We start from the raw sequence: 18978 nt of genomic DNA, 5'->3' as shown, positions 1-18978 counted from the left end.
TGCCCGCCGGCGGGCAAGGAGGGCGAGCGACGGAGCGACGACCGTCGGCACCGGGCCTAAAGCGCTCCGGCGGCGAGCCGCCGCATATGGGGCCTGTCATGTGCCGGACGAATGTGGCGAACGACACACTCCATGCATCACCGTGCCACCCACCGCAGGATTATGAGCCCCCGTCACCGGGAAGTGCTGGTTGTGGCCCTGGCCGACCAGGCCGGCCCGATCCGAGGGGGATCACCATGTCTGCCGTTGACGAGCGCTCGCTGAGCGCGGACGACACCCACGATACGAACGACCGCGACACCTTCGCGGTCTCGTACGGCCCGACCCCGGGGACGGACCCCGGCGAGGCCGACACCTGGGAGATCATCCGGGTGCACTGCCCCGAGTGCGACCGCCCGATCGCCCTGCTGGGCGACGAGGAGCGGCTCCCGCAGCACGCGGTCCTGCCGACCGCCTGGCACCCCTTCTCCCCCGCGCTGTGCCCCGGTTCGGGCGTGCCCGCGGACGACCTGGCGGAGATCGACGCTCCGGAGGACACCGTCGCGCCCGGCCTGGAGGGGCTGCTGGCCCTGCCCGCCGCCCTGGACTGGCGCACCCAGCCCTTCTCGCACGCCGTGGCGCACAGCCCGGTGAAGGCCGCCGGCGCGCAGCCGGTGGCGCCCGCCGCCCCCGACGCGGTGCCGGCCCAGCGCACGGCCTCCCGCCCGGTGGCGGGCCGCCCCGTGCAGGCCGGCCGCCGCCCGGCGGCGCAGCTCGCCCGCCGCTGACCCGGCGGCCCCGTGGCGGACCCGTACGGTCCGGCGCCCCACCGTCGAGACGGGGCGGCCGCCGGACCGGACGGCCTCACACCCGACGTACCGTCGACCCGCCCGGCCTCAGCTGCCGGTGAGGTGGCGGCCGATCACCAGGCGCTGGATCTGGTTGGTGCCTTCGACGATCTGCAGCACCTTGGCCTCGCGCATGTACCGCTCGGCCGGGAAGTCCTGGGTGTACCCGTACCCGCCGAGCACCTGGACGGCGTCGGTGGTGACCCGCATCGCGGCGTCGGTGCAGAACAGCTTGGCCATCGCGGCCTCCTTGGAGAAGGAGAGCCCGGCGTCGCGGCGGCGGGCGGCGGCGAGGTAGAGCGAGCGGCCGGCCTCCAGCTGGGTGGCCATGTCGGCCAGCATGAACGACAGGCCCTGGAAGTCGGCGATCCGACGGCCGAACTGGCGGCGGCTGCCGGCGTAGTCGACGGCCAGGTCGAGGGCGGCCTGGCCGACGCCGATCGCGCAGGCGGCGATGCCGAGGCGCCCGGAGTCCAGGGCGGAGAGCGCGATCTGGAAGCCCTGGCCCTCGGTGCCGATCAGCCGCTCGCGGGCGACCCGCACGCCGTCGAAGTGCACCTGGGCGGTCGGCGAGGAGCGCATGCCCATCTTGTGCTCCGGCGGCGCCGCGGACAGGCCCGCGCTGCCGGCCGGGACGAGCAGGCAGCTTATGCCGCGCGGTCCGTCCTCGCCGGTGCGCACCAGGGCGCTGTAGAAGTCGGCCTGGCCGCCGTGGGTGATCCACGCCTTGGTGCCGCTGATCACGTACTGCTCGCCGTCCAGCTCGGCGCGGGTGCGCAGGGCGGCGGCGTCGGAGCCGGACTGCGGCTCGGAGAGGCAGTAGGCGCCGAGCTGGTCGCCGCCGAGCATCGCGGGCAGCCAGGCGGCGCGCTGCTCGTCGCTGCCGAAGGTGGCGAGGGCGTGGCAGGAGAGGGTGTGGACGCTGACGCCGAGGCCGACGGCCAGCCAGCCGGCCGCGAGCTCCTCCAGGACCTGCAGGTAGACCTCGTAGGGCTGGTCGCCGCCGCCGTGCTCCTCACCGTACGGGAGGGAGAGCAGACCCGCCTCGCCGAGCGTGCGGAAGACCTCGCGGGGGAAGCGGTCGGCCGCCTCGTCCCCGGCTGCGCGCGGTGCGAGCTCGCGCTGGACCAGGTCGCGGGTGAGGCTCAGGAGCTCTCGGGCCTCGTCGCTGGGGAGCTGGCGGTCCACAGGTTTCGCGGGTGCGGGGCTCATGGCGGTTGGTCGCCTCCTCGATCGGGCGCCGGGCCCAGAGGTGGCGGGCACGGCACGGGTGTGGCAGGTCGGCCCGACCGTCACCGGGTCGCGGTGAACGGTCGTTCACATGTCTGGCGATGTGAGTATGCCCGATCCGGGCCCGGCCGTCACGGCCGGCGGCCGATCACCGTCCGCACGGCCGCGAGGGCGCCCGTACAGTGATGGCCGTGACTGACGGTGCAGGTCGGGAGGGTGACTCGGGGCTGAGCGCGCTGCTGGCGGGGATCGCCGCGGCGGCGCCCTCCTGCGGGCCGGTCCGCCTGATCGGGGTGGACGGCCACGCCGGGTCCGGCAAGACCACCTTCGCCGGCCGGCTGGCCGCGGCGCTCGGTGGTGCGCCGGTGGTCCATCTGGACGACCTGGCGACGCACGCCGAGCCGTTCGGGTGGACGGAGCGGCTGCGCGCGGAGGTGCTGGAGCCGCTGGCCGCCGGCCGGGAGGCCCGGCACCGGGTGTACGACTGGACGTCGCGCCGGTTCGAGGGGACCCGGACGGTGCCGGTGGCCCCGGTGGTACTGGTGGAGGGCGTGGGCGCCGGCCGGCGGGCGGTACGGCCCTGGCTGGCCGGGCTGGTCTGGATGGAGCTGGACGCGGCGGCCGCGCGCCGGCGCGGGGAGCTCCGGGACGGCCCGGAACTGGCCGGATTCTGGGCCGGTTGGGCGCGGGCCGAGCAGGAGCATTTCGCCGCCGATCCGAGCCGTCCGTACGCCGACAGCCGGGTGGACGGAGTAACCGGACGGATCGCCTCCGGCACCCTCGGTGAGCTGCCGGACCTCCCTTGACCTGGGCCGTCGCCGGGAACTAGGTTTTCCCTCGTTGCGAGATTGTTGATCGCGCAACCACAGACACGGCATCTCCGGCTTGTTCCCCCGTGAGCCGGAGATGCCGTTCTCCTTCCCCCGTACCCCAACGAGCCGCGCGCCGTTTGGATTTGACCTGGCGCGGCACCCTTCCGGATCAGCTCCGCGCCGGTACGATTCCTGGCAGGCGCATATGCGCCCCGGGGGCTCTCTCCACCGGCGAACCATGCAGCCGGCCGAGCTCCGATGCACACCGCGGGGGGCGTGAGTGACGACGGTGGAGAGTTCCGACGGCAACAACGCGGGCGGGGGCCCCGGCAGGCTCGCCGACCGCGCCTGGCTGCGGGCGATGGACGCCTATACGGCCGGCGCGTACGCGCGCGCGGAGGAGGAGTTCCGGGCGGCGGTGCGCCTCGACCCGGGAATGGCCGACGCCTGGCTCGGGCTGCACGCCCTGCGCTGCGACACCTCCGGCGCCCTGCTGGCGATGCACCGGCACCGCAAGCGCTTCGGCGAGCAGCGCAGCCGGCACCGACGGCCGCTCAGTTCCTGGTACTGGCTGGGCTGGTGGGTCCAGCCCGTGCTGGAGGACGCCCGCGACCTGGCCCTCGCGCACGCCTCGCACTGGCTCGACGGACGCCACCTCACCGAGCTCGACACCGCCCTGACCCAGTGCCCGCCCCCCGGCGAGGACCCGTCGGTGCGCTTCCTGCACGCCTGCCGCTCCTACCTGTTGAAGGACTGGGAGCAGCTCATCCGGGACACCGACCGGCTGCTGGACGACCCGCTGCTCGGCATCGAGGCCGGCCTGTTCGGCGGGATGGCCCGGGTGCGGCTGGACATGTGCGCGCAGGCCCAGGGCCCGCTGGCGGCCTCGCTGGCCCGCTGCCGCTCCGAACAGCCGCAGCGCAAGGAGCTGCGCTACTGGCTGGCCCGGGCCTACGAGGGCGCCGGTCGCAGCGCCGCCGCCCTGCCGCTGTACCGCGCGGTGCACCGGGCCGACCCCGCGTTCATGGACACCGCCGCCCGGCTGACGGCGATCTCCGCCGAGGACGGGCTGGTGGACGCGCTGCTGGAGGGCGTCACCGGCAGCGGGCCGTCGGCGGGCGGCGGCGCGGGCACCGGCGCCGGGCGCGAGGCCGGCCCGGTGGCCGGTTTCGGCACCGACGAGGCCTACGACCCGGCGGAGGAGCTGGGGGCGGGCGAGGGCTTCGGGGCCGCGGCGGGCTACGGAGTGGACTACGAGACCCCGGAGGACCTCCCGGTGGGGTACGGCGCGGCGCCCGGGGCCGGGCGCCCGACGGAATCCGGGGCGGCCTTCACCGCGGACTACCCGGGCGAGCCGCCCGCGGACCTGCCGGCGGAGTTCCCGGCCGGATTCCGGGGCGACTTCGCGGGCGGCCTGCCGGGCGGCTTCCCGGCGGACGAGGGCTTCGGCCCGCCGGCGGGCTTCGAGGAGGCCCCGGGCGCCGGCCAGGGCGCCGGCGACGCGGCCGGGCCGCAGGCGACGGGCGGCACCAGACCGGGGGCCGAGGGCGGCGCCGGCTCCGAACCACGCCCCGGGGCGGGCGCGTTCGAGGGCCCGGCGTTCGAGGGGCCGAGCGGGTTCGACGGTCCGGGCGGCTTCGAGGGACCTGGCGGCGGCTTCGAGCGGCCGGGCGGTCTCGACGGGCCGGCGCCGCAGGGCACGGGTGCCCGTACCGGCACCGGCTCGGGCTCCGGCGCTCCGGGTGAGCCCGGTCCGGCGGCCACCCTGTTCCTCCCCGGCCGCGCCGTCGGCTCGCAGGCGGTGCCGGCCCATCGTGCCTCCCCCGGCCGCTCCGGCAGCCGGCAGGAGCTGGACGCCGCCCTGGACGCGCTGGAGCGGATGGTCGGGCTGGACCCGGTGAAGCGCCAGGTCCGGGCGCTGTCCGCACAGTTGCGGATGTCCCGGTTGCGGGCCGGCGAGGGCCTGCCGGTGCAGCCGCCGAAACGTCACTTCGTCTTCTCCGGCCCCTCCGGCACCGGCAAGACCACCGTGGCCCGGATCCTCGGCCGGGTGTTCCACTCCCTCGGACTGCTCTCCGGCAATCACCTGGTGGAGGCCCAGCGGGCCGACCTGGTCGGCGAGTTCCTCGGCCAGACCGCCGTGAAGGCGAACGAGCTGATCGACTCCGCACTCGACGGGGTGCTCTTCATCGACGAGGCCTACAGCCTCTCCAACTCCGGCTACAGCAAGGGCGACGCCTACGGCGACGAGGCCCTCCAGGTGCTGCTGAAGCGGGCCGAGGACAACCGGGACCGGCTGGTCGTGATCCTGGCCGGCTACCCGGAGGGGATGAACCGGCTGCTCGCCACCAACCCGGGCCTCAACTCCCGCTTCACCACCCGGGTGGACTTCCCCAGCTACCGGCCCGCCGAACTCACCGCGATCGGCGCCGCACTGGCCGGCCGCGACGGCGACGGCTGGGACGAGGACGCCACCGAGGAGCTCACCAGCATCTGCGGGCACGTGGTCCGCGAGGGCTGGATCGACGACCTCGGCAACGGCCGGTTCATCCGCACCCTGTACGAGAAGTCCTGCGCCTACCGCGACCTGCGGCTCTCCCTCACCGGCGGCCAGCCGAGCCGGGAGGACCTGGCCACCCTGCGGCTGCCCGACCTGGTGCAGGCCTACGGCGAGCTGATCGACGGCCGCGGCGGCCCGGCGGAGGGATAGGGCCGGGCCGGCGGCACCGGGCCGGGCTCAGCCGGCCGGTGCGGTCCGCCGGCGGAAGGCGCCCGGCGCGATGCCGCGTTCGCGTTTGAAGGCGTTGGCGAAGGCGAACTCCGAGCCGTAGCCGACCTTGGCGGCCACCACGCCGAGCGGCGCGTCCGACTCGGTCAGCAGCCGGGCCGCGACGGTCATCCGCCACCAGGTCAGGTAGCCGAGCGGCGGCCGCCCGACCAGTGCGGCGAAGCGCCGGGCGAAGGCCGCCCGGGACAGTCCCGCGCGGGCGCCGAGGGACTCGACCGTCCAGGGGTGCGCCGGGTCGCGGTGGACGGCGTGCAGCGCCGCGCCGACCGCCGGGTCCGCCAGCGCGGCGGCCCACCCGGTGGCCGGACCGTCCGCGGGCCGGTCCTCGAACCAGGCCCGCAGGACGAGCAGCAGCAGCATGTCGAGCAGGGCGGTGACCACGGTGTCGGCGCCGGGCCGGGGGCGCTCCACCTCGCCCGCCAGCAGCTCGACCGCCGCCCGCAGGTCCGGCCGGTGCCCGGGGCGGGCGGGCAGGTGGACCAGCTCGGGCAGGCCGGCGAGCAGCGGGTGGGCCCGTCCGGGGTCGAGCCGGTAGCCCCCGCAGAGCGTCACCGCGGTGGCGGGGCCGCGCAGGTCGCCGGCGGCGGCTGAGGCGAACAGCTCCGCCTCGGCGGCCGGGTCGCAGTCGGGCTCGGCCGGCACGGTGCCCGGGTCGTCCGCGAGCGTGTAGCCGTGCCCGTGCGGCAGGAACAGGACGTCACCGGCGCTCAGCGCGACCGGCGGGCCGGTCGGCGGGAGCAGGAAGCAGCCGCCCTGGAGGATCACCTGGAAGCCGGCCGAACCGCTGACCGCCGGGAACCGCTGGGCCCACGGCGAATACCAGGCGACCCGGGCCGAACGGGGCTCGCCGGTGCGCATCAGGGCGACCACGTCGCTGAGCAGGTCCACGGAGCGATACTAGCGCCGGGAGCACGATCGCGTATGAATCATGGACTCGCACGCATTGGTCGTCTCACCCGGCGCTCCTAGGCTGGATCCGACGAAAGGGGAACCACCATGTCGGAGCAGTCACCGCACCAGCCGCCGGAGCAGGGTCCGCCGGAGCAGGGCCCGCCGGAGCAGGGTCCGCGGGCGCAGCCGCCGGAGCAGGGCCGGCCCACCGTCCTGGTGACCGGCGCGACCGGCACGGTCGGGCGCCTGGTCGTGGACGGCCTGCTGGCGGCCGGCGCCGAGGTCCGCGCGCTCAGCCGGGCGCCGGAGCGGGCCGCGCTGCCCGCCGGGGTCCGGGTGCTGCGCGGGGACCTCACCGACCCGGCGAGCCTGCGGACCGCACTCGGCGGTGCGGACGCGGTGTTCCTGCTCTGGCCGTTCGCCGGCGCCGAGGGAGCCCGGGCCGTGCTGGAGGAGACGGCACGCCACGCCCGCCGGGTGGTGTACCTGTCCTCGGCCGCCGTCCGCGAGCATGAGCGGGAGGTCGAGCGGCTGGTGGAGCGCTCCGGGACCGGGTGGACGGTGCTGCGCCCGCACGCCCTCGCCGCCAACGCCCGGCGCTGGGCCGACGCCGTCCGCGCCGGCGGCGCGGTCCGGGAGGCCTTCGGCGCGGCCAGCACCGCCCCGGTGGACGAGCGGGACGTCGCGGCGGTCGCGGTCCGGGCCCTCACCGGCGACGGGCAGCTCGGCGCCGTGCTCGAACTGACCGGCCCGCGGTCGATGACCAGGTCCGAGCAGGCCGGGATCCTCGGGGAGGCGCTCGGCCGCCCGGTCCGCTGGGAGGAGGCCGGCGAGCCGGAGGCCCGGCAGCAGATGCTGGACCGGGGCTGGCCCGCGGCCGCCGCGGACGGCGTCCTCCGCGCCCTGGCCGCCTCCCTCGCCGCACCCGCGGTGGTCACCGACACCGTGCGGGAGGTCACCGGGGCGCCGGCCCGGAGCTTCCGCGACTGGGCGCGGGCGCACGCCGGCGAGTTCCGCCCCACCATGCGGGCCGCCCGGATCCACGGGTTCGGCGGCCCCGAGGTGATCCGCGTCGACACCGTCCCCCGGCCCGTGCCCGGGTCCGGAGAGGTGCTGATCCGGGTCGCCGCCACCTCCTTCAACCCGACCGAGGCGGCCCTGCGGGCCGGCCTGCTGCGCGACCTGCTGCCGGTGGCGCTGCCGTACACCCTCGGCTGGGACGTGGCCGGCACGGTGGTCGGGACGGGCCCGGGCGTCACCGGCCTCGCACCGGGCGACCGGGTGATCGGGCGGGTCGACGCGGGCGGCGGCGGCGCCGAGTACGCGCTCGCGCCGGCCTCCCTGCTGGCCGCCGCCCCGCGGACCGTGCCGCTGGCGGACGCGGCCGCGATCCCGCTGGCCGGGCTGACCGCCTGGCAGGCGGTCTTCGAGGGGGCCCGGCTCAGCGCCGGGCAGCGGGTGCTGGTGAACGGCGCGGGCGGCGGTGTGGGGGTGTTCGCCGTCCAGCTGGCCAAGCACGCCGGCGCCGAGGTGGTCGCGGTGGCGGGCCCGCACAGCGCCGCGGCGGTCGCCCGGCTCGGCGCCGACCAGGTCGTCGACCGCACCGCCGGGCCGCTCGCCGGGGCCGTCGGCCGGCCGGTGGACGTGGTGCTGAACCTCGCGCCGGTGGCGCCGGAGGCGGCGGCCGCCCTGGTACCGCTGGTGCGGCCGGGCGGCCTGCTGGTCTCGGTGGCCACCCCGGTGCCGGTGCCGCCCGGCGTGGACGCCACCGCCGTGCACCTGGTGGCCCGCAACGACGCCCGGCAGCTCGCGCGGCTCGTACGGCTGGTGGACTCCGGCGTGCTGACGGTGCCGGTCGCCGCGTCCTACCCGCTGGACGAGCTGGCGCGGGTGCACCGGGACAGCGAGGCCGGGCCGGCCAGGGGAAAGATCACGCTGGTCCCCTGACCGGCCCGGCCCGCGGCGCGGTGGCCGCCCGCCGCTACGCCGCGGCGGGGCGGTGGTCCGGGTCGTGCACCTCGCCGACCAGCTCCTCGACCACGTCCTCCAGGGCGATCAGGCCGAGGGTGCGGCCCTCGGCGTCGACCACGGCGGCCAGGTGCGAGGCGGCCCGGCGCATCGCACCGAGCGCGTCGTCCAGCGGCAGGCTGCCGCGCACCACGGTGATCGGCCGCCAGAGCCTGGCCGGCACGGGCGCGGACGGGTCCTCGACGTCCAGGATGTCCTTGAGGTGCAGGTAGCCGAGGAAGCCGTTGCCGGCTACGTCCCCGTCCACCACGGGGAAGCGCGAGAAACCGGTGCGCACGGCCAGCTGCTCGATCTCGGCAGCGGTCACCTTGGTGCCGACGGTGACCAGTTGCTCGGGCGGCAGCACCACGTCGGTGACCGGGCGGTGGCCCAGCTCCAGCGCGTCCTCCAGCCGCTCCTGGCGGTCGACGTCGAGCAGGCCGGCGTCCCGGGAGTCGAGCAGCAGGTACATCAGCTGCTCGGTGGTGAAGACCGACGCGACCTCGTCCTTGGCCTCCACCTTGAAGAGCTTCAGGATGCCGTTGGCGAAGGCGTTCAGGAAGCTGATCACGGGGGCCAGCACCCGGGCCAGCCGGTCCAGCGGCGGGCCGAGCACCAGCGCGGCCTTCTCGGGGCCGGCCAGCGCCAGGTTCTTGGGCACCATCTCGCCCATCACCATGTGCAGGAAGACCACCACGGCCAGCGCGAGCCCGTACGAGAGCGGGTGCATCAGGCCCTCGGGAACGCCCATCGCATGGAACGGGCCCTCCACCAGGTGCGCGATGGTGGGCTCGGCGAGCGCGCCGAGGCCCAGCGAGCAGACGGTGATGCCGAGCTGCGCGGCGGCCAGCATCGCGGAGACGTTGGACAGCGCGTGCAGCACGGTGCGGGCCCGCTTGTTGCCCGCCTCGGCGAGCGGTTCGATCTGGCTGCGCCGGACGGAGATGACGGCGAACTCGGCGCCGACGAAGAAGGCGTTGCCCAGCAGCAGCAGGAGTGCGGCGGCCAGTTGGAGCGCGGTCATCGGGTCTCGTCCTCGTCGTGGCGGTGCTCGGCGGTGCGCTCGACCCGGACCTTGGTCGTCCGGTGCCGGTCGACGTTCTCCACGGTCAGCCGCCAGCCGGGCAGCTCGGCCGTCTCGCCGGGCGCGGGCAGCTTGCCCAGCAGGTCGGCGACCAGTCCGGCCAGGGTCTCGTACGGGCCCTCGGGGGCGTGCAGCCCGAGGCCCTCCAGCTGGTCTATCCGGGCCCGGCCGTCGGCCGCCCAGGCGGGCAGTCCGTCGACGGGCGGCAGCGGGACCAGTTCGGGGGTGTCCTCGGGGTCGTGCTCGTCCTGGACCTCGCCGACGATCTCCTCGACGATGTCCTCGATGGTGACCACGCCGGCGGTGCCGCCGTACTCGTCCACCACGATGGCCATCGGCTGCTGGCGGCGCAGCTGGTCGAGCAGTGCCTCGGCGGGCAGCGTCTCGGGCACCAGCAGCGGCGCGGTGGCGAGGTCGGCGACCCGGACGCTGCCGCGGTGCTCGTGCGGGACGGCGAGCGCGTCCTTGAGCGTCACGGTGCCGGTGACCTCGTCCAGGCTGTCGGCGTAGACCGGGAACCGGGACAGGCCGGTGGCCCGGGTGAGGTTGAGGACGTCCGCGGCGCTGGCGTCGCGCTGGAGGGCGGCGACGTCGACCCGCGGGGTCATCACGCTCTGGGCGGTGAGTTCGCCGAGGCCGAGGGTCTTCACGAACAGCGTCGCCGACTCCTCGTCCAGGACGCCGGCCCGGGCCGAGTGGCGGGCCAGCGAGACCAGTTCGGCGGGGGTGCGGGCGTGGCCCAGCTCCTCCTGCGGTTCGACGCCCAGCGCCCGGACCGTCCGGTCGGCGGCGCCGTTCAGCAGGCTGATCAGCGGGCGGCAGACGGCGGAGAAGGCCATGTGCGGTGCGGCGACCGCGCGGGCCACCTGCATCGGGTGGGAGATCGCCCAGTTCTTCGGGACGAGTTCGCCGATCACCATCTGCAGCACGGTGGCCAGCACCATGCCGACGATCACGGCGACGCCGCGGGCGGCGGACGCCGGGACGCCGATGGCGGTCAGCGGTGGGCTGAGCAGGACGGACAGGGCCGGCTCCGCGAGCATGCCGACCACCAGCGAGGTGACGGTGATGCCGAGCTGGGCGCCGGAGAGCTGGAAGGAGAGGTGCCGCAGCCCGTGGCTGATCCGGCGGGCCTTCGGGTCCCCGGCCGCGGCGGCGCGGTCGACCGCACCGCGCTCGACCGTCACGAAGGCGAATTCGGCGGCCACGAACAGGCCGTTGGCGAGGATGAGCAGCAGGGCCGCGAACAGCAGCAGCCAGGCGGTGATCACAGTGCCGCCTGCCTTCCGAGGATCGGAAGTGGGGCGGCGTCGGTACTACCGGACGGATCGTCCATCGAGGGGAGGTGTCACTCCTCAGGTCGCGGGCGGACAGGACAGGGCTTTGCCCTGCTTTTACCAGCGTAGACGATACCCGTACGAGTATAAGGATCTTGTTCGACCCGGCGGCGTGCGCGCGATCCGCCCGACCGGTCGGGTCATCGGCCTGACCGGCGGCCCGGCGGATCGGTCCCGGCACGGGCCGGGTCGGCGGTGCGGCGGCCAGCCGGAGGTCAGACCTCGGCGGGTGCCCGGCCGTGACCCTCGACCAGGTCACGCAGGGCGCGGGCGGCGCTGACCGCCTGCTGGTGGCCGACGCCCGCCTGGATGCCGACGGCGGCCAGCGAGGTGCCGTCCGCCAGGTCGAGGCTGGCCCAGGGGTCGCCCTGGCGGAAGTTCACCCGGACGATCTCGGCCCAGGCGAGCCGGCGGCTGCGCACGAAGTTGACCACCGTGACGCCCTCGGCGTCGGCCGACACCTTGGGCCGGGCCAGCATCAGGCCGGCGCCGGCGAAGACCAGCCCGCTGACCACCATCGCCACCCGGTCGTTCAGCTGCCAGTTGGCCGGCAGCGCGACCGCGATGGCGCTGAACATGACCACCAGCAGGGCGCTGACCGGCAGCAGCACCGCGCGGGTGCGGCGCGGGAACCAGGTGACGGGAAGCTGGACGGGGGCGCTCACGGGGTCTCCAGACGGAGTGCGGGGTCTCAGAGAGAACGGGCGGGGACGCTCGCGTCCCCGCCCGTGCTTCGATCGGCCGAGCGGGTCGGGCTCAGAGCCGGCAGGCGTGGATGTTGGTCACCAGGATGGCCCGGGCGCCGATGCTCCAGAGGTCGTCCATGATCCGCTGGGCCTCCTTGCGGAGCACCATCGAGCGGACGGCCACCCAGCCCTCGGTGTGCAGCGGCGAGACGGTCGGCGACTCCAGGCCGGGGGTGAGCGCCACGGCGGCGCTGACCGACTCGGCGCGGATGTCGTAGTCCATCAGCACGTAGCGGCGGGCCACCAGGACGCCCTGCAGGCGGCGCAGGAACTGCTCGACGCGGCTGTCCTCGCCGGCGCCCTTGGGGCGGATCACCACGGCGTCCGAGACCAGGATCGGGTCGCCGAAGACCTCCAGGCCGGCGTTGCGCAGGCTGGTGCCGGTCTCCACGACGTCCGCGATCACATCGGCGACGCCCAGTTGGACGGCGGTCTCCACCGCTCCGTCGAGCTTGGTGACGGTCGCCTTCACCCCGTGGTCGGCCAGGTGCTGCTGCACCAGGCCGGTGTAGGAGGTGGCGATCCGCAGGCCCTCCAGGCCCTTCACGTTCTCGACGTCCAGGCCCTCGGGGCGGGCGAAGCGGAAGGTCGAGCCGCCGAAGCCGAGCGCGAGCACCTCCTCCGCGTTGGAGGCCGAGTCGAGCAGCAGGTCACGGCCGGTGATGCCGACGTCCAGGCGGCCGGAGCCGACGTAGACGGCGATGTCGCGCGGGCGCAGGAAGAAGAACTCGACCTCGTTGTTCGGGTCGACCAGGACGAGTTCCTTCGGGTCCTTGCGCTGGCGGTAGCCCGCCTCATGGAGCATCTCCGCCGCGGGACCCGAGAGCGAACCCTTGTTGGGGACGGCGATGCGCAGCATGAGTGGTGAATCCTTCGCTGAGGTAGCGGGTGAGGGGTGGTGCGGGTGGTACAGGTGGTGCAGGTCTCACGGGTGGTGCGGGTGGTGCGGTTGATGCTGGTCACTCGGTCGGTACAGCGGTACGGGCCGCACGCCGGCGGCCCGTACCCGGAGTTCTCGGGCCCGGTCTAGAGATGGGCGTACACGTCGTCGAGCGTCAGCCCCTTGGCGACCATCATCACCTGAAGGTGGTAGAGGAGCTGCGAGATCTCCTCCGCGGTCTCCTGGTCGGACTGGTACTCGGCGGCCATCCAGACCTCGGCGGCCTCCTCGACGACCTTCTTGCCGATCGCATGGACGCCCTGCTGGACGAGCTGCGCGGTGCGGGAGGACGAGGGGTCGCCGGTGGCGGCCTTCTGCTGGAGCTCGGTGAAGAGCTCCTCGAATGTCTTCGAAGCCATGATGGACTCACCTTACGGCTTGCGGGCATACGGACGGTAAACGGTCCCGGACCGTGGACACCGCCTTGGACGTCGTACTCCCCCCGGCCGGGTGCGCCGGAGGGAGCACGACGGTGCCCGGCCGGGGGCACCGGCCGGGCACGGGACGGCGCCGGACGGGCGCCTACCGCCAGGGCTCGGAGACCGAACGCAGCACCGCGGCGGTGGCCACGGCGGCGGTGACGGCCTCGTGGCCCTTGTCCTCGGCGGAGCCGGGCAGGCCCGCCCGGTCCAGCGCCTGCTCCTCGTTGTCGCAGGTCAGCACACCGAATCCGACCGGGACGCCGGTGTTCACGCTGACCTGGGTGAGGCCGAGGGTGGCCGCCTCGCAGACGTAGTCGAAGTGCGGGGTGCCGCCCCGGATGACCACGCCGAGGGCGACCACGGCGTCGTAACCGCGCTCGGCGAGCTGCTTGGCGGCGACCGGCAGCTCGAAGGTGCCCGGTACCCGGAGCACGGTCGGCTCCTCGATGCCGAGCTCCTTGAGGGCCCGGTGGGCGCCGTCCAGCAGCCCGTCCATCACCTGCTCGTGCCACTGGGCGGCGATCACCGCGACCCGCAGGTCGGCGCAGTTCTTCAGGGTCAGCTCGGGGGCTCCGTGGCCGCTCACGTTCGTACTTCCTGTTCGGTGGTGGTGGGTGGTGGTGCGGGGTGCTGTCAGGAGTCCTGGCCGAGCCAGGGCAGCTCGTGGCCCATCCGGTCGCGCTTGGTGCGCAGGTAGGCCAGGTTGTGCTCGCCGGGCACGGTGGGGACGGGCTCGCGGCCCTTCACCTTGAGGCCGTGCTCGGTGAGCGCGGCGATCTTGTCCGGGTTGTTGGTCAGCAGGGTCAGCGAGCGCACGCCCAGGTCGGTGAGCATCTGGGCGCCGATGCTGTAGTCCCGGCCGTCGGCGGGCAGGCCGAGGTCCAGGTTGGCGTCCACGGTGTCCCGGCCCTGCTCCTGCAGCTCGTACGCGCGCAGCTTGTGGGCCAGGCCGATGCCCCGGCCCTCGTGGCCGCGCAGGTAGAGCACGACGCCGCGGCCGGCCGCGGCGACCTTCTCCAGCGAGGCCTGCAGCTGCGGGCCGCAGTCGCAGCGCAGCGAGCCGAACACGTCCCCGGTCAGGCACTCGGAGTGGACCCGGACCAGCAGGCCCTCGCCGTCCGCCACCTTGCCGTCGGCGTCCAGGCCCCCCGCGACCAGGGCGATGTGCTCGATGCCGTCCAGGGTGCCGCGGTAGCCGACGGCCGTGAAGTCGCCGTAGGCCGTCGGCAGCGCGGTGACCGCGGCGCGGTCGACGTGCAGTTCGGTGCGGCGGCGGTAGGCGATCAGGTCCTCGATCGAGATGATCGCGAGGCCGTGCTCACGGGCGAAGGCGACCAGTTCGGGCAGCCGGGCCATGGTGCCGTCGTCGTTGACCACCTCGGCGATCGCGCCGGCCGGGGCCAGCCCGGCGAGCCGGGCCAGGTCGACGGAGGCCTCGGTGTGCCCGGGGCGCACCAGGACGCCGCCCTCCACCGCGCGCAGCGGGAAGACGTGCCCGGGGCGGGTCAGGTCGCCCGGCTCGGTGCCGGCGGAGGCCAGCAGCCGGACGGTCCGGGCCCGGTCGGCCGCCGAGATGCCGGTGTCCACGCCGTCCCGGGCGTCGACCGAGACGGCGTAGGCGGTGCCCTTGCGGTCCTCGTTGACCTGGGTCATCGGGGGCAGCTTGAGGCGGTCGAGCTCGTCGCCGGTCATCGGGACGCAGATGACGCCGGAGCTGTAGCGGATGGTGAAGGCCAGCAGCTCGGGGGTGGCGGCGGAGGCGGCGAAGACGATGTCGCCCTCGTTCTCGCGGTCCTCGTCGTCCACCACGATCACCGGGCGGCCGAGGGCGATGTCCGCGACGGCACGCTCGACGGGGTCGAGGGCGAGGTCGTCGGTGGCGGGCTGGGTGCTCATGCGGATGCTCCCTGCGGGACGGTTTCGGTGACGGGACGGGTGTCACGGGTGCGCAGCCACCAGGCGCGCAGGCCCAGCAGGACCAGCACGAAGTAGATGCTGAAGGTCAGACCGGTGAAGGCGAAGCCGCTGTTGAACGCGAGCGGGACACCGACCACGTCGACGGCGATCCAGGCGATCCAGAACTCCACCCAGCCCCTGGCCTGCGCGTACATCGCCGCGAGGGTGCCGACGAAGATGTAGGCCATCGCCCAGGGGTGGTAGACCGTCTCGGTGATGTGCAGGAAGGCCCAGGTGACGGCGGCCGTGCCGAGCGCCGTGGCGCCGACCAGCGCCGCCCGCTCGGTCCAGGTGGCGAAGCGGACCGTGATGTCACCGGTCTGCTGCCGGCCCCGGCGCCACCGGGTCCAGCCCCAGACCGCCGCGACCACGACGATCAGCTGCTTGCCGATCAGGCCGGGCACGTGGCCGGACCAGTAGGCGGCGATCAGGACGGCGCCGGAGAGCAGTTGCAGCGGCCAGGTCCAGGCCGAGCGGCGCCACCCGAAGCCGAGCGCGACCAGTCCGAACCCGTTGCCGATCATGTCGGCCCACTTCACCGGCTCACCGAGGAGGGTGAACGCCGTGCCGCTCAGCCCGTTCACGAGGCTTCCTTCGCGATGGTGTCGGGCAGGGCCCGGGAGTCGAGCAGCCGCTCGACGTACTTGGCCAGGACGTCGACCTCCAGGTTCACCGGGTCGCCGACCGCCTTGGCGCCGAGCGTGGTGAGCGCGAGGGTGGCCGGGATCAGGCTGACGGTGAAGCTGTCGCGGGCGGCCTCGACCACGGTCAGGCTGACGCCGTCCACCGTGATGGACCCCTTGTCGACCAGGTAGCGCGAGATGCTCTCCGGCAGCGAGAACCGCAGCACCTCCCAGCGGACGGTGCCGTCCGCGTCGAGGTCGCCGGGCTCGCGGCTCAACAGGGCGCCGGTGGCGTCGACATGACCCTGCACCAGGTGGCCGCCGAGCCGGGCGCCGAGCGCCATCGCCCGCTCCAGGTTGACCGGGGAGCCGGTGCGCAGCGCGCCGAGGCTGGAGCGGTGCAGCGTCTCGGCCATCACGTCGGCAGTGAACTCGCCGTTCTCGGCTGCCAGTTGCTCAGGAGTGTCGACAACGGTCAGGCAGACGCCGTTGACCGCGATGGAGTCGCCGTGGTGCGCACCCTGACAAACCACCGGGCCACGCAGGCGGATCCGCGACGAGTCGCCGATCTCCTCGATGGAGACGACCTCGCCGAGCTCTTCGATGATGCCGGTGAACACCCGGGTTCTCCTCGCGCATAGGGCGCGGACTCCGGGGCGGCATGGGGAGATGACACGGAACGGCACAGGGACGGGCGTACGCCGACGGGAGCCGCTCCGTCGGCGCCGTCGCCGGGGAGAGCTCCATCTGTGCACACCACCCGCGGTCCACCGGGGGACCACGGCACTGCTCGATCCGTCGCGCACGCCTCCCATCCGGACTTTAACCGTCGGTCCAGGAATCTCACCTGGTCAACCGCCCGCTGGCTGCGGACGGGTCGCGGACTGTAACCGCCGGTTCGGATTTTCACCGACCCCGGAGTGCGCTGAACGTCACTACTACTACTGCCGTCATTGTGCCACGACCCGCCGGGCCGCAGGGAGAGGCATTCACTGTGGGCTGTTTCACTCCCCCTCCGGGAATGCGCGGGGTAGGTGCGCCGGGCGCCCGGACCGGCTCCCGGCTCCCGGCTCCCGGCCGAGCCTAGGCGCCGCCGGTCGCTGCGCCGCCGGCGGCTGCGGGCAGCACGGCCGGGGTGGGCGGCGGCCCGGGCACCGGCACCCGGACGGCGTGCAGCCTGCCCGCGTCGGGTGCGAACCGCCCGTGCTCGTCCGGGCGGTGGGCGGTGGTGATGTACAGGGTGCGGAAGTCCTCGCCGCCGAACGCGCAACTGGTCGGGCAGGCCACGCCGATCGGCAGGACGGTGTCCAACCGCCCGTCCGGCGTGTAGCGGTGCAGGGCCGAGCCGCCCCACAGGGCCACCCACAACGCGCCCTCGGCGTCCACCGCCAGGCCGTCCGGCCAGCCGGCGTCCGCGTCCACCGCGACGAAGGGGCGGCGGTCCCGGACGCTGCCGTCGGCGAGGTCGTAGTCCAGGACGTCGATCCGCCGGGTCGGGGTGTCGATCCAGTACATCCGGCGGGCGTCCGGGCTCCAGCCCAGCCCGTTGGCGATGGTCGCCCCGGTGATCACCTCGGTCGCGACGGCGCCGTCCAGGCGCAGCAGCGCCGCGCCGCCCGGCCGCTCGTCGCCGGACATGGTGCCGACCCAGAGCCGGCCGGCCGGGTCGGCCTTGGCGTCGTTGCAGCGCTCGGCGGCGCCGAGCGGCACGGCCGCCGCCCCGGGCCCGTCCAGCTCGACCACGCGGTCGCGGAGCACGGCCGCCCAGCCGTCCGCGGTCGGCAGGATCGCCGAGGCCGGCGGCGGCAGTTGGCGGGAGCCGCCGTCGGAGTCGTGCACCACGCCGGCCGGGATGTCCACCCAACGAAGGGAGTTGCTGCGGACGTCCCAGACCGGCCCCTCGCCGAGTCCGCTGACCCGGTCGTCGACCGGCACGGGGGCGGGGATGCCTGCGGGGTTGCTCATCGGGTGTCGACCTCCGGGGGGACGGCGCGGGCGTCGCCGTCGGCGGCGGGCGCCGTTCGCGTCCGGGACGCCGGGCCCGGCCGGGACGGCCAGCACCTCGGCGGTCCCCCGGGCATGTGGAGGCCGCCGAGCGGGTGGGCGGCGGGGATCCGGGCCCGTTCGGCGCCATCCTGCCAGTGATGGGCCGCGCGGTCGACAGCCGAGTCGACCGCCGAGGGGCCGGGGCCCGGGCCCGGGCGGTGGGAAGCACCGGGGGTTGGGCGGCGCCCGGGCCTGCGGGTTCGGGGCGGCCGGCCCGCGGCCGACCCGCCGCCGGGCCGGGCCCCGCCGGGTCAGGGCCTGAGCAGCACCACCTCCTGACCGTGCCGGCGCTGCTGCTCGGCGTCCCAGTCGCCGGTGCAGTAGACGGAGATCCGGGCGATCATGCCGTCCTCGACGTCCGCCCGCATCAGCTCCCGGCAGTACCAGGACTGCCCGTCCTGCTCCCAGCGCTCCTCCAGCTCGATCACGAACCCCGCCGGGGTCGGGTCGACCCGGCGGCGCGGGACGACGCCGGGGGCGGGGTGTCCGGCCCGGCGCAGAGCGACCAGGCCCGGCAGGCCCTCGGACTGCAGCCGCCACTGCGGCACCGTGAGGTCGCAGAAGACATCGGGCCGGAAGAGGCCCGCCGGCGGACTGCCGGTCTCCAGGAAGGTGACCAGCAGGTCCGCCAGGGCCTCCCGGCCCCGGGGACCGCTCGTGCGGCCCCCGGCGGCCGGCACGGTCGGTGCGGCGGATGCGGCGGGTGCGGTCGGTGCGGCGGGTGCGGCCGACGCGGCCGACGCGGCGGCCGGTGCCATGGCTCGGGTCATCGCGCTCAGCTCCCGACGTGCGCGCCGCTCGCCTTCACGGCGTCCAGGTTGCGCCCGACCACCGCCATGGTCCGCTCCAGCGCCTCGGTCGGGCTGAACTCGATCAGCTCGGTGCCGGCGAAGAGCAGCGGCAGATGGCCCGGGGCGGCGTGGTAGGCGTCGCCGGCCCGGAAGACCTCGTCGTGGTCCGGGTAGCGGTAGACCACCCTTCCGGTCACCACCAGGCCGAAGTGCGGGCTCTGGCAGCGGTCCTGCGGCAGGCCGGCGAACAGCGGGGCCGGGTCCAGGTCGGCCTTGTGGGTCTCGAACCCGACGGTGTAGCCGTCCAGTTCGGCGTAGCGGCCTTCGATCACCGGCTCGTCCACGGCGAGCGCCGCTTCGGCCTTCGAGATGCGGGGCATGGTGGGCCTCCTCGTTCCGTTCCGGTCCCCTCCACCCAACAGGCGTGAGGTCCGGATGCACGATGTGAGGCGGGGCCCGGCACATGGTCCCGTGGCGG

18 protein-coding genes and 1 riboswitch are annotated in these 18978 nt (G+C 74.8%); of the genes, 4 read left to right on the top strand and 14 right to left on the bottom strand.

Annotation, left to right across the window (positions count from 1 at the left end; genetic code table 11):
• Nucleotides 1–236 precede the first annotated feature (236 nt).
• Nucleotides 237–767 (top strand): hypothetical protein, encoded by a 531-nt coding sequence (locus IE329_RS09595; RefSeq protein WP_190210416.1) that lies wholly within the window; start codon nt 237–239, stop codon nt 765–767.
• A gap of 108 nt (nt 768–875) precedes the next feature.
• Here IE329_RS09595 and IE329_RS09590 read toward each other — a convergent pair whose 3' ends face one another.
• Complete coding sequence (locus IE329_RS09590) at nt 876–2039, bottom strand: acyl-CoA dehydrogenase family protein (protein WP_190210415.1); 1164 nt, start codon at nt 2037–2039, stop codon at nt 876–878.
• A gap of 203 nt (nt 2040–2242) precedes the next feature.
• Between IE329_RS09590 and IE329_RS09585 the strand changes: the two genes are divergently transcribed.
• Together IE329_RS09585 and IE329_RS40440 are read left to right on the top strand one after the other, a co-directional pair.
• Nucleotides 2243–2863 carry a uridine kinase family protein gene (locus IE329_RS09585; RefSeq protein ID WP_373311127.1) on the top strand — a complete coding sequence of 207 codons (621 nt, stop codon included), beginning with the start codon at nt 2243–2245 and terminating at the stop codon, nt 2861–2863.
• 367 nt (nt 2864–3230) lie between these two features.
• Nucleotides 3231–5579: an AAA family ATPase gene (locus IE329_RS40440; RefSeq protein ID WP_229927319.1), complete on the top strand. Its 2349-nt coding sequence runs from the start codon at nt 3231–3233 to the stop codon at nt 5577–5579.
• 27 nt (nt 5580–5606) lie between these two features.
• On the opposite strand, the gene IE329_RS09570 is transcribed toward IE329_RS40440, so the two are convergent.
• Nucleotides 5607–6545, bottom strand: a complete 939-nt coding sequence (locus IE329_RS09570) for an AraC family transcriptional regulator (protein ID WP_190210414.1) — start codon at nt 6543–6545, stop codon at nt 5607–5609.
• Between the two features lie 108 nt (nt 6546–6653).
• Here IE329_RS09570 and IE329_RS41820 point away from each other — a divergent pair, with 108 nt between their 5' ends.
• Nucleotides 6654–8495, top strand: coding sequence for an NAD(P)H-binding protein (locus IE329_RS41820; RefSeq protein ID WP_308438359.1), 1842 nt, complete (start codon nt 6654–6656; stop codon nt 8493–8495).
• 34 nt (nt 8496–8529) lie between these two features.
• Here IE329_RS41820 and IE329_RS09555 read toward each other — a convergent pair whose 3' ends face one another.
• The 12 genes from IE329_RS09555 to IE329_RS09500 all read right to left on the bottom strand — a co-directional run bounded on the left by IE329_RS09555 (nt 8530) and on the right by IE329_RS09500 (nt 18880).
• Nucleotides 8530–9579, bottom strand: a complete 1050-nt coding sequence (locus IE329_RS09555) for a hemolysin family protein (RefSeq protein ID WP_190210413.1) — start codon at nt 9577–9579, stop codon at nt 8530–8532.
• Complete coding sequence (locus tag IE329_RS09550; RefSeq protein ID WP_190210412.1) at nt 9576–10910, bottom strand: hemolysin family protein; 1335 nt, start codon at nt 10908–10910, stop codon at nt 9576–9578. The genes IE329_RS09555 and IE329_RS09550 overlap by 4 nt, the downstream gene beginning before the upstream one ends.
• 281 nt (nt 10911–11191) lie before the next feature.
• Nucleotides 11192–11641, bottom strand: coding sequence for a PH domain-containing protein (locus IE329_RS09545; RefSeq protein WP_229927291.1), 450 nt, complete (start codon nt 11639–11641; stop codon nt 11192–11194).
• Between the two features lie 91 nt (nt 11642–11732).
• Nucleotides 11733–12581: an ATP phosphoribosyltransferase gene (hisG, locus tag IE329_RS09540; protein ID WP_073921287.1), complete on the bottom strand. Its 849-nt coding sequence runs from the start codon at nt 12579–12581 to the stop codon at nt 11733–11735.
• Nucleotides 12582–12748: 167 nt separating this feature from the next.
• Nucleotides 12749–13021 carry a phosphoribosyl-ATP diphosphatase gene (locus tag IE329_RS09535; RefSeq protein WP_073921288.1) on the bottom strand — a complete coding sequence of 91 codons (273 nt, stop codon included), beginning with the start codon at nt 13019–13021 and terminating at the stop codon, nt 12749–12751.
• A 163-nt stretch (nt 13022–13184) separates the two neighbouring features.
• Nucleotides 13185–13670, bottom strand: coding sequence for a 6,7-dimethyl-8-ribityllumazine synthase (ribH, locus tag IE329_RS09530; protein ID WP_073921289.1), 486 nt, complete (start codon nt 13668–13670; stop codon nt 13185–13187).
• A gap of 47 nt (nt 13671–13717) precedes the next feature.
• Complete coding sequence (locus IE329_RS09525; protein ID WP_190210411.1) at nt 13718–14980, bottom strand: bifunctional 3,4-dihydroxy-2-butanone-4-phosphate synthase/GTP cyclohydrolase II; 1263 nt, start codon at nt 14978–14980, stop codon at nt 13718–13720.
• Nucleotides 14977–15624, bottom strand: coding sequence for a nicotinamide mononucleotide transporter family protein (locus tag IE329_RS09520; protein ID WP_229927290.1), 648 nt, complete (start codon nt 15622–15624; stop codon nt 14977–14979). Before IE329_RS09520 ends, IE329_RS09525 begins: the two co-directional genes overlap by 4 nt.
• Entirely contained in the window at nt 15621–16283 is a 663-nt protein-coding gene (locus tag IE329_RS09515) for a riboflavin synthase (protein ID WP_190210410.1), read from the bottom strand. The genes IE329_RS09520 and IE329_RS09515 overlap by 4 nt, the downstream gene beginning before the upstream one ends.
• Nucleotides 16284–16462: 179 nt before the next feature.
• Nucleotides 16463–16590, bottom strand: a riboswitch (FMN riboswitch).
• A gap of 156 nt (nt 16591–16746) precedes the next feature.
• Nucleotides 16747–17628: an SMP-30/gluconolactonase/LRE family protein gene (locus IE329_RS09510; RefSeq protein WP_190210409.1), complete on the bottom strand. Its 882-nt coding sequence runs from the start codon at nt 17626–17628 to the stop codon at nt 16747–16749.
• 332 nt (nt 17629–17960) lie between these two features.
• Nucleotides 17961–18479, bottom strand: coding sequence for a hypothetical protein (locus IE329_RS09505; RefSeq protein ID WP_229927289.1), 519 nt, complete (start codon nt 18477–18479; stop codon nt 17961–17963).
• 5 nt (nt 18480–18484) lie between these two features.
• Nucleotides 18485–18880 (bottom strand): cupin domain-containing protein, encoded by a 396-nt coding sequence (locus IE329_RS09500; RefSeq protein WP_190210408.1) that lies wholly within the window; start codon nt 18878–18880, stop codon nt 18485–18487.
• Nucleotides 18881–18978: the final 98 nt, after the last annotated feature.

Source organism: Kitasatospora indigofera, from assembly GCF_014655955.1.
Classification (GTDB): domain Bacteria; phylum Actinomycetota; class Actinomycetes; order Streptomycetales; family Streptomycetaceae; genus Kitasatospora; species Kitasatospora indigofera.
The sequence above is the reverse complement of the archived record's forward strand: the minus strand, read 5'-3'. Positions and strand labels throughout refer to the sequence as shown.

Excerpts from the sequence above, each read along its gene's own strand:
- IE329_RS09510 (WP_190210409.1), bottom strand. The coding sequence starts at position 17,628 with ATGAGCAACCCCGCAGGCATCCCCGCCCCCGTGCCGGTCGACGACCGG.
- IE329_RS40440 (WP_229927319.1), top strand. The coding sequence starts at position 3,231 with ATGGACGCCTATACGGCCGGCGCGTACGCGCGCGCGGAGGAGGAGTTC.
- IE329_RS09535 (WP_073921288.1), bottom strand. The coding sequence starts at position 13,021 with ATGGCTTCGAAGACATTCGAGGAGCTCTTCACCGAGCTCCAGCAGAAG.
- IE329_RS09555 (WP_190210413.1), bottom strand. The coding sequence starts at position 9,579 with ATGACCGCGCTCCAACTGGCCGCCGCACTCCTGCTGCTGCTGGGCAAC.
- IE329_RS09590 (WP_190210415.1), bottom strand. The coding sequence starts at position 2,039 with ATGAGCCCCGCACCCGCGAAACCTGTGGACCGCCAGCTCCCCAGCGAC.
- IE329_RS09595 (WP_190210416.1), top strand. The coding sequence starts at position 237 with ATGTCTGCCGTTGACGAGCGCTCGCTGAGCGCGGACGACACCCACGAT.
- IE329_RS09505 (WP_229927289.1), bottom strand. The coding sequence starts at position 18,479 with ATGACCCGAGCCATGGCACCGGCCGCCGCGTCGGCCGCGTCGGCCGCA.
- IE329_RS09585 (WP_373311127.1), top strand. The coding sequence starts at position 2,243 with ATGGCCGTGACTGACGGTGCAGGTCGGGAGGGTGACTCGGGGCTGAGC.
- hisG (WP_073921287.1), bottom strand. The coding sequence starts at position 12,581 with ATGCTGCGCATCGCCGTCCCCAACAAGGGTTCGCTCTCGGGTCCCGCG.
- IE329_RS09525 (WP_190210411.1), bottom strand. The coding sequence starts at position 14,980 with ATGAGCACCCAGCCCGCCACCGACGACCTCGCCCTCGACCCCGTCGAG.
- IE329_RS41820 (WP_308438359.1), top strand. The coding sequence starts at position 6,654 with ATGTCGGAGCAGTCACCGCACCAGCCGCCGGAGCAGGGTCCGCCGGAG.
- IE329_RS09500 (WP_190210408.1), bottom strand. The coding sequence starts at position 18,880 with ATGCCCCGCATCTCGAAGGCCGAAGCGGCGCTCGCCGTGGACGAGCCG.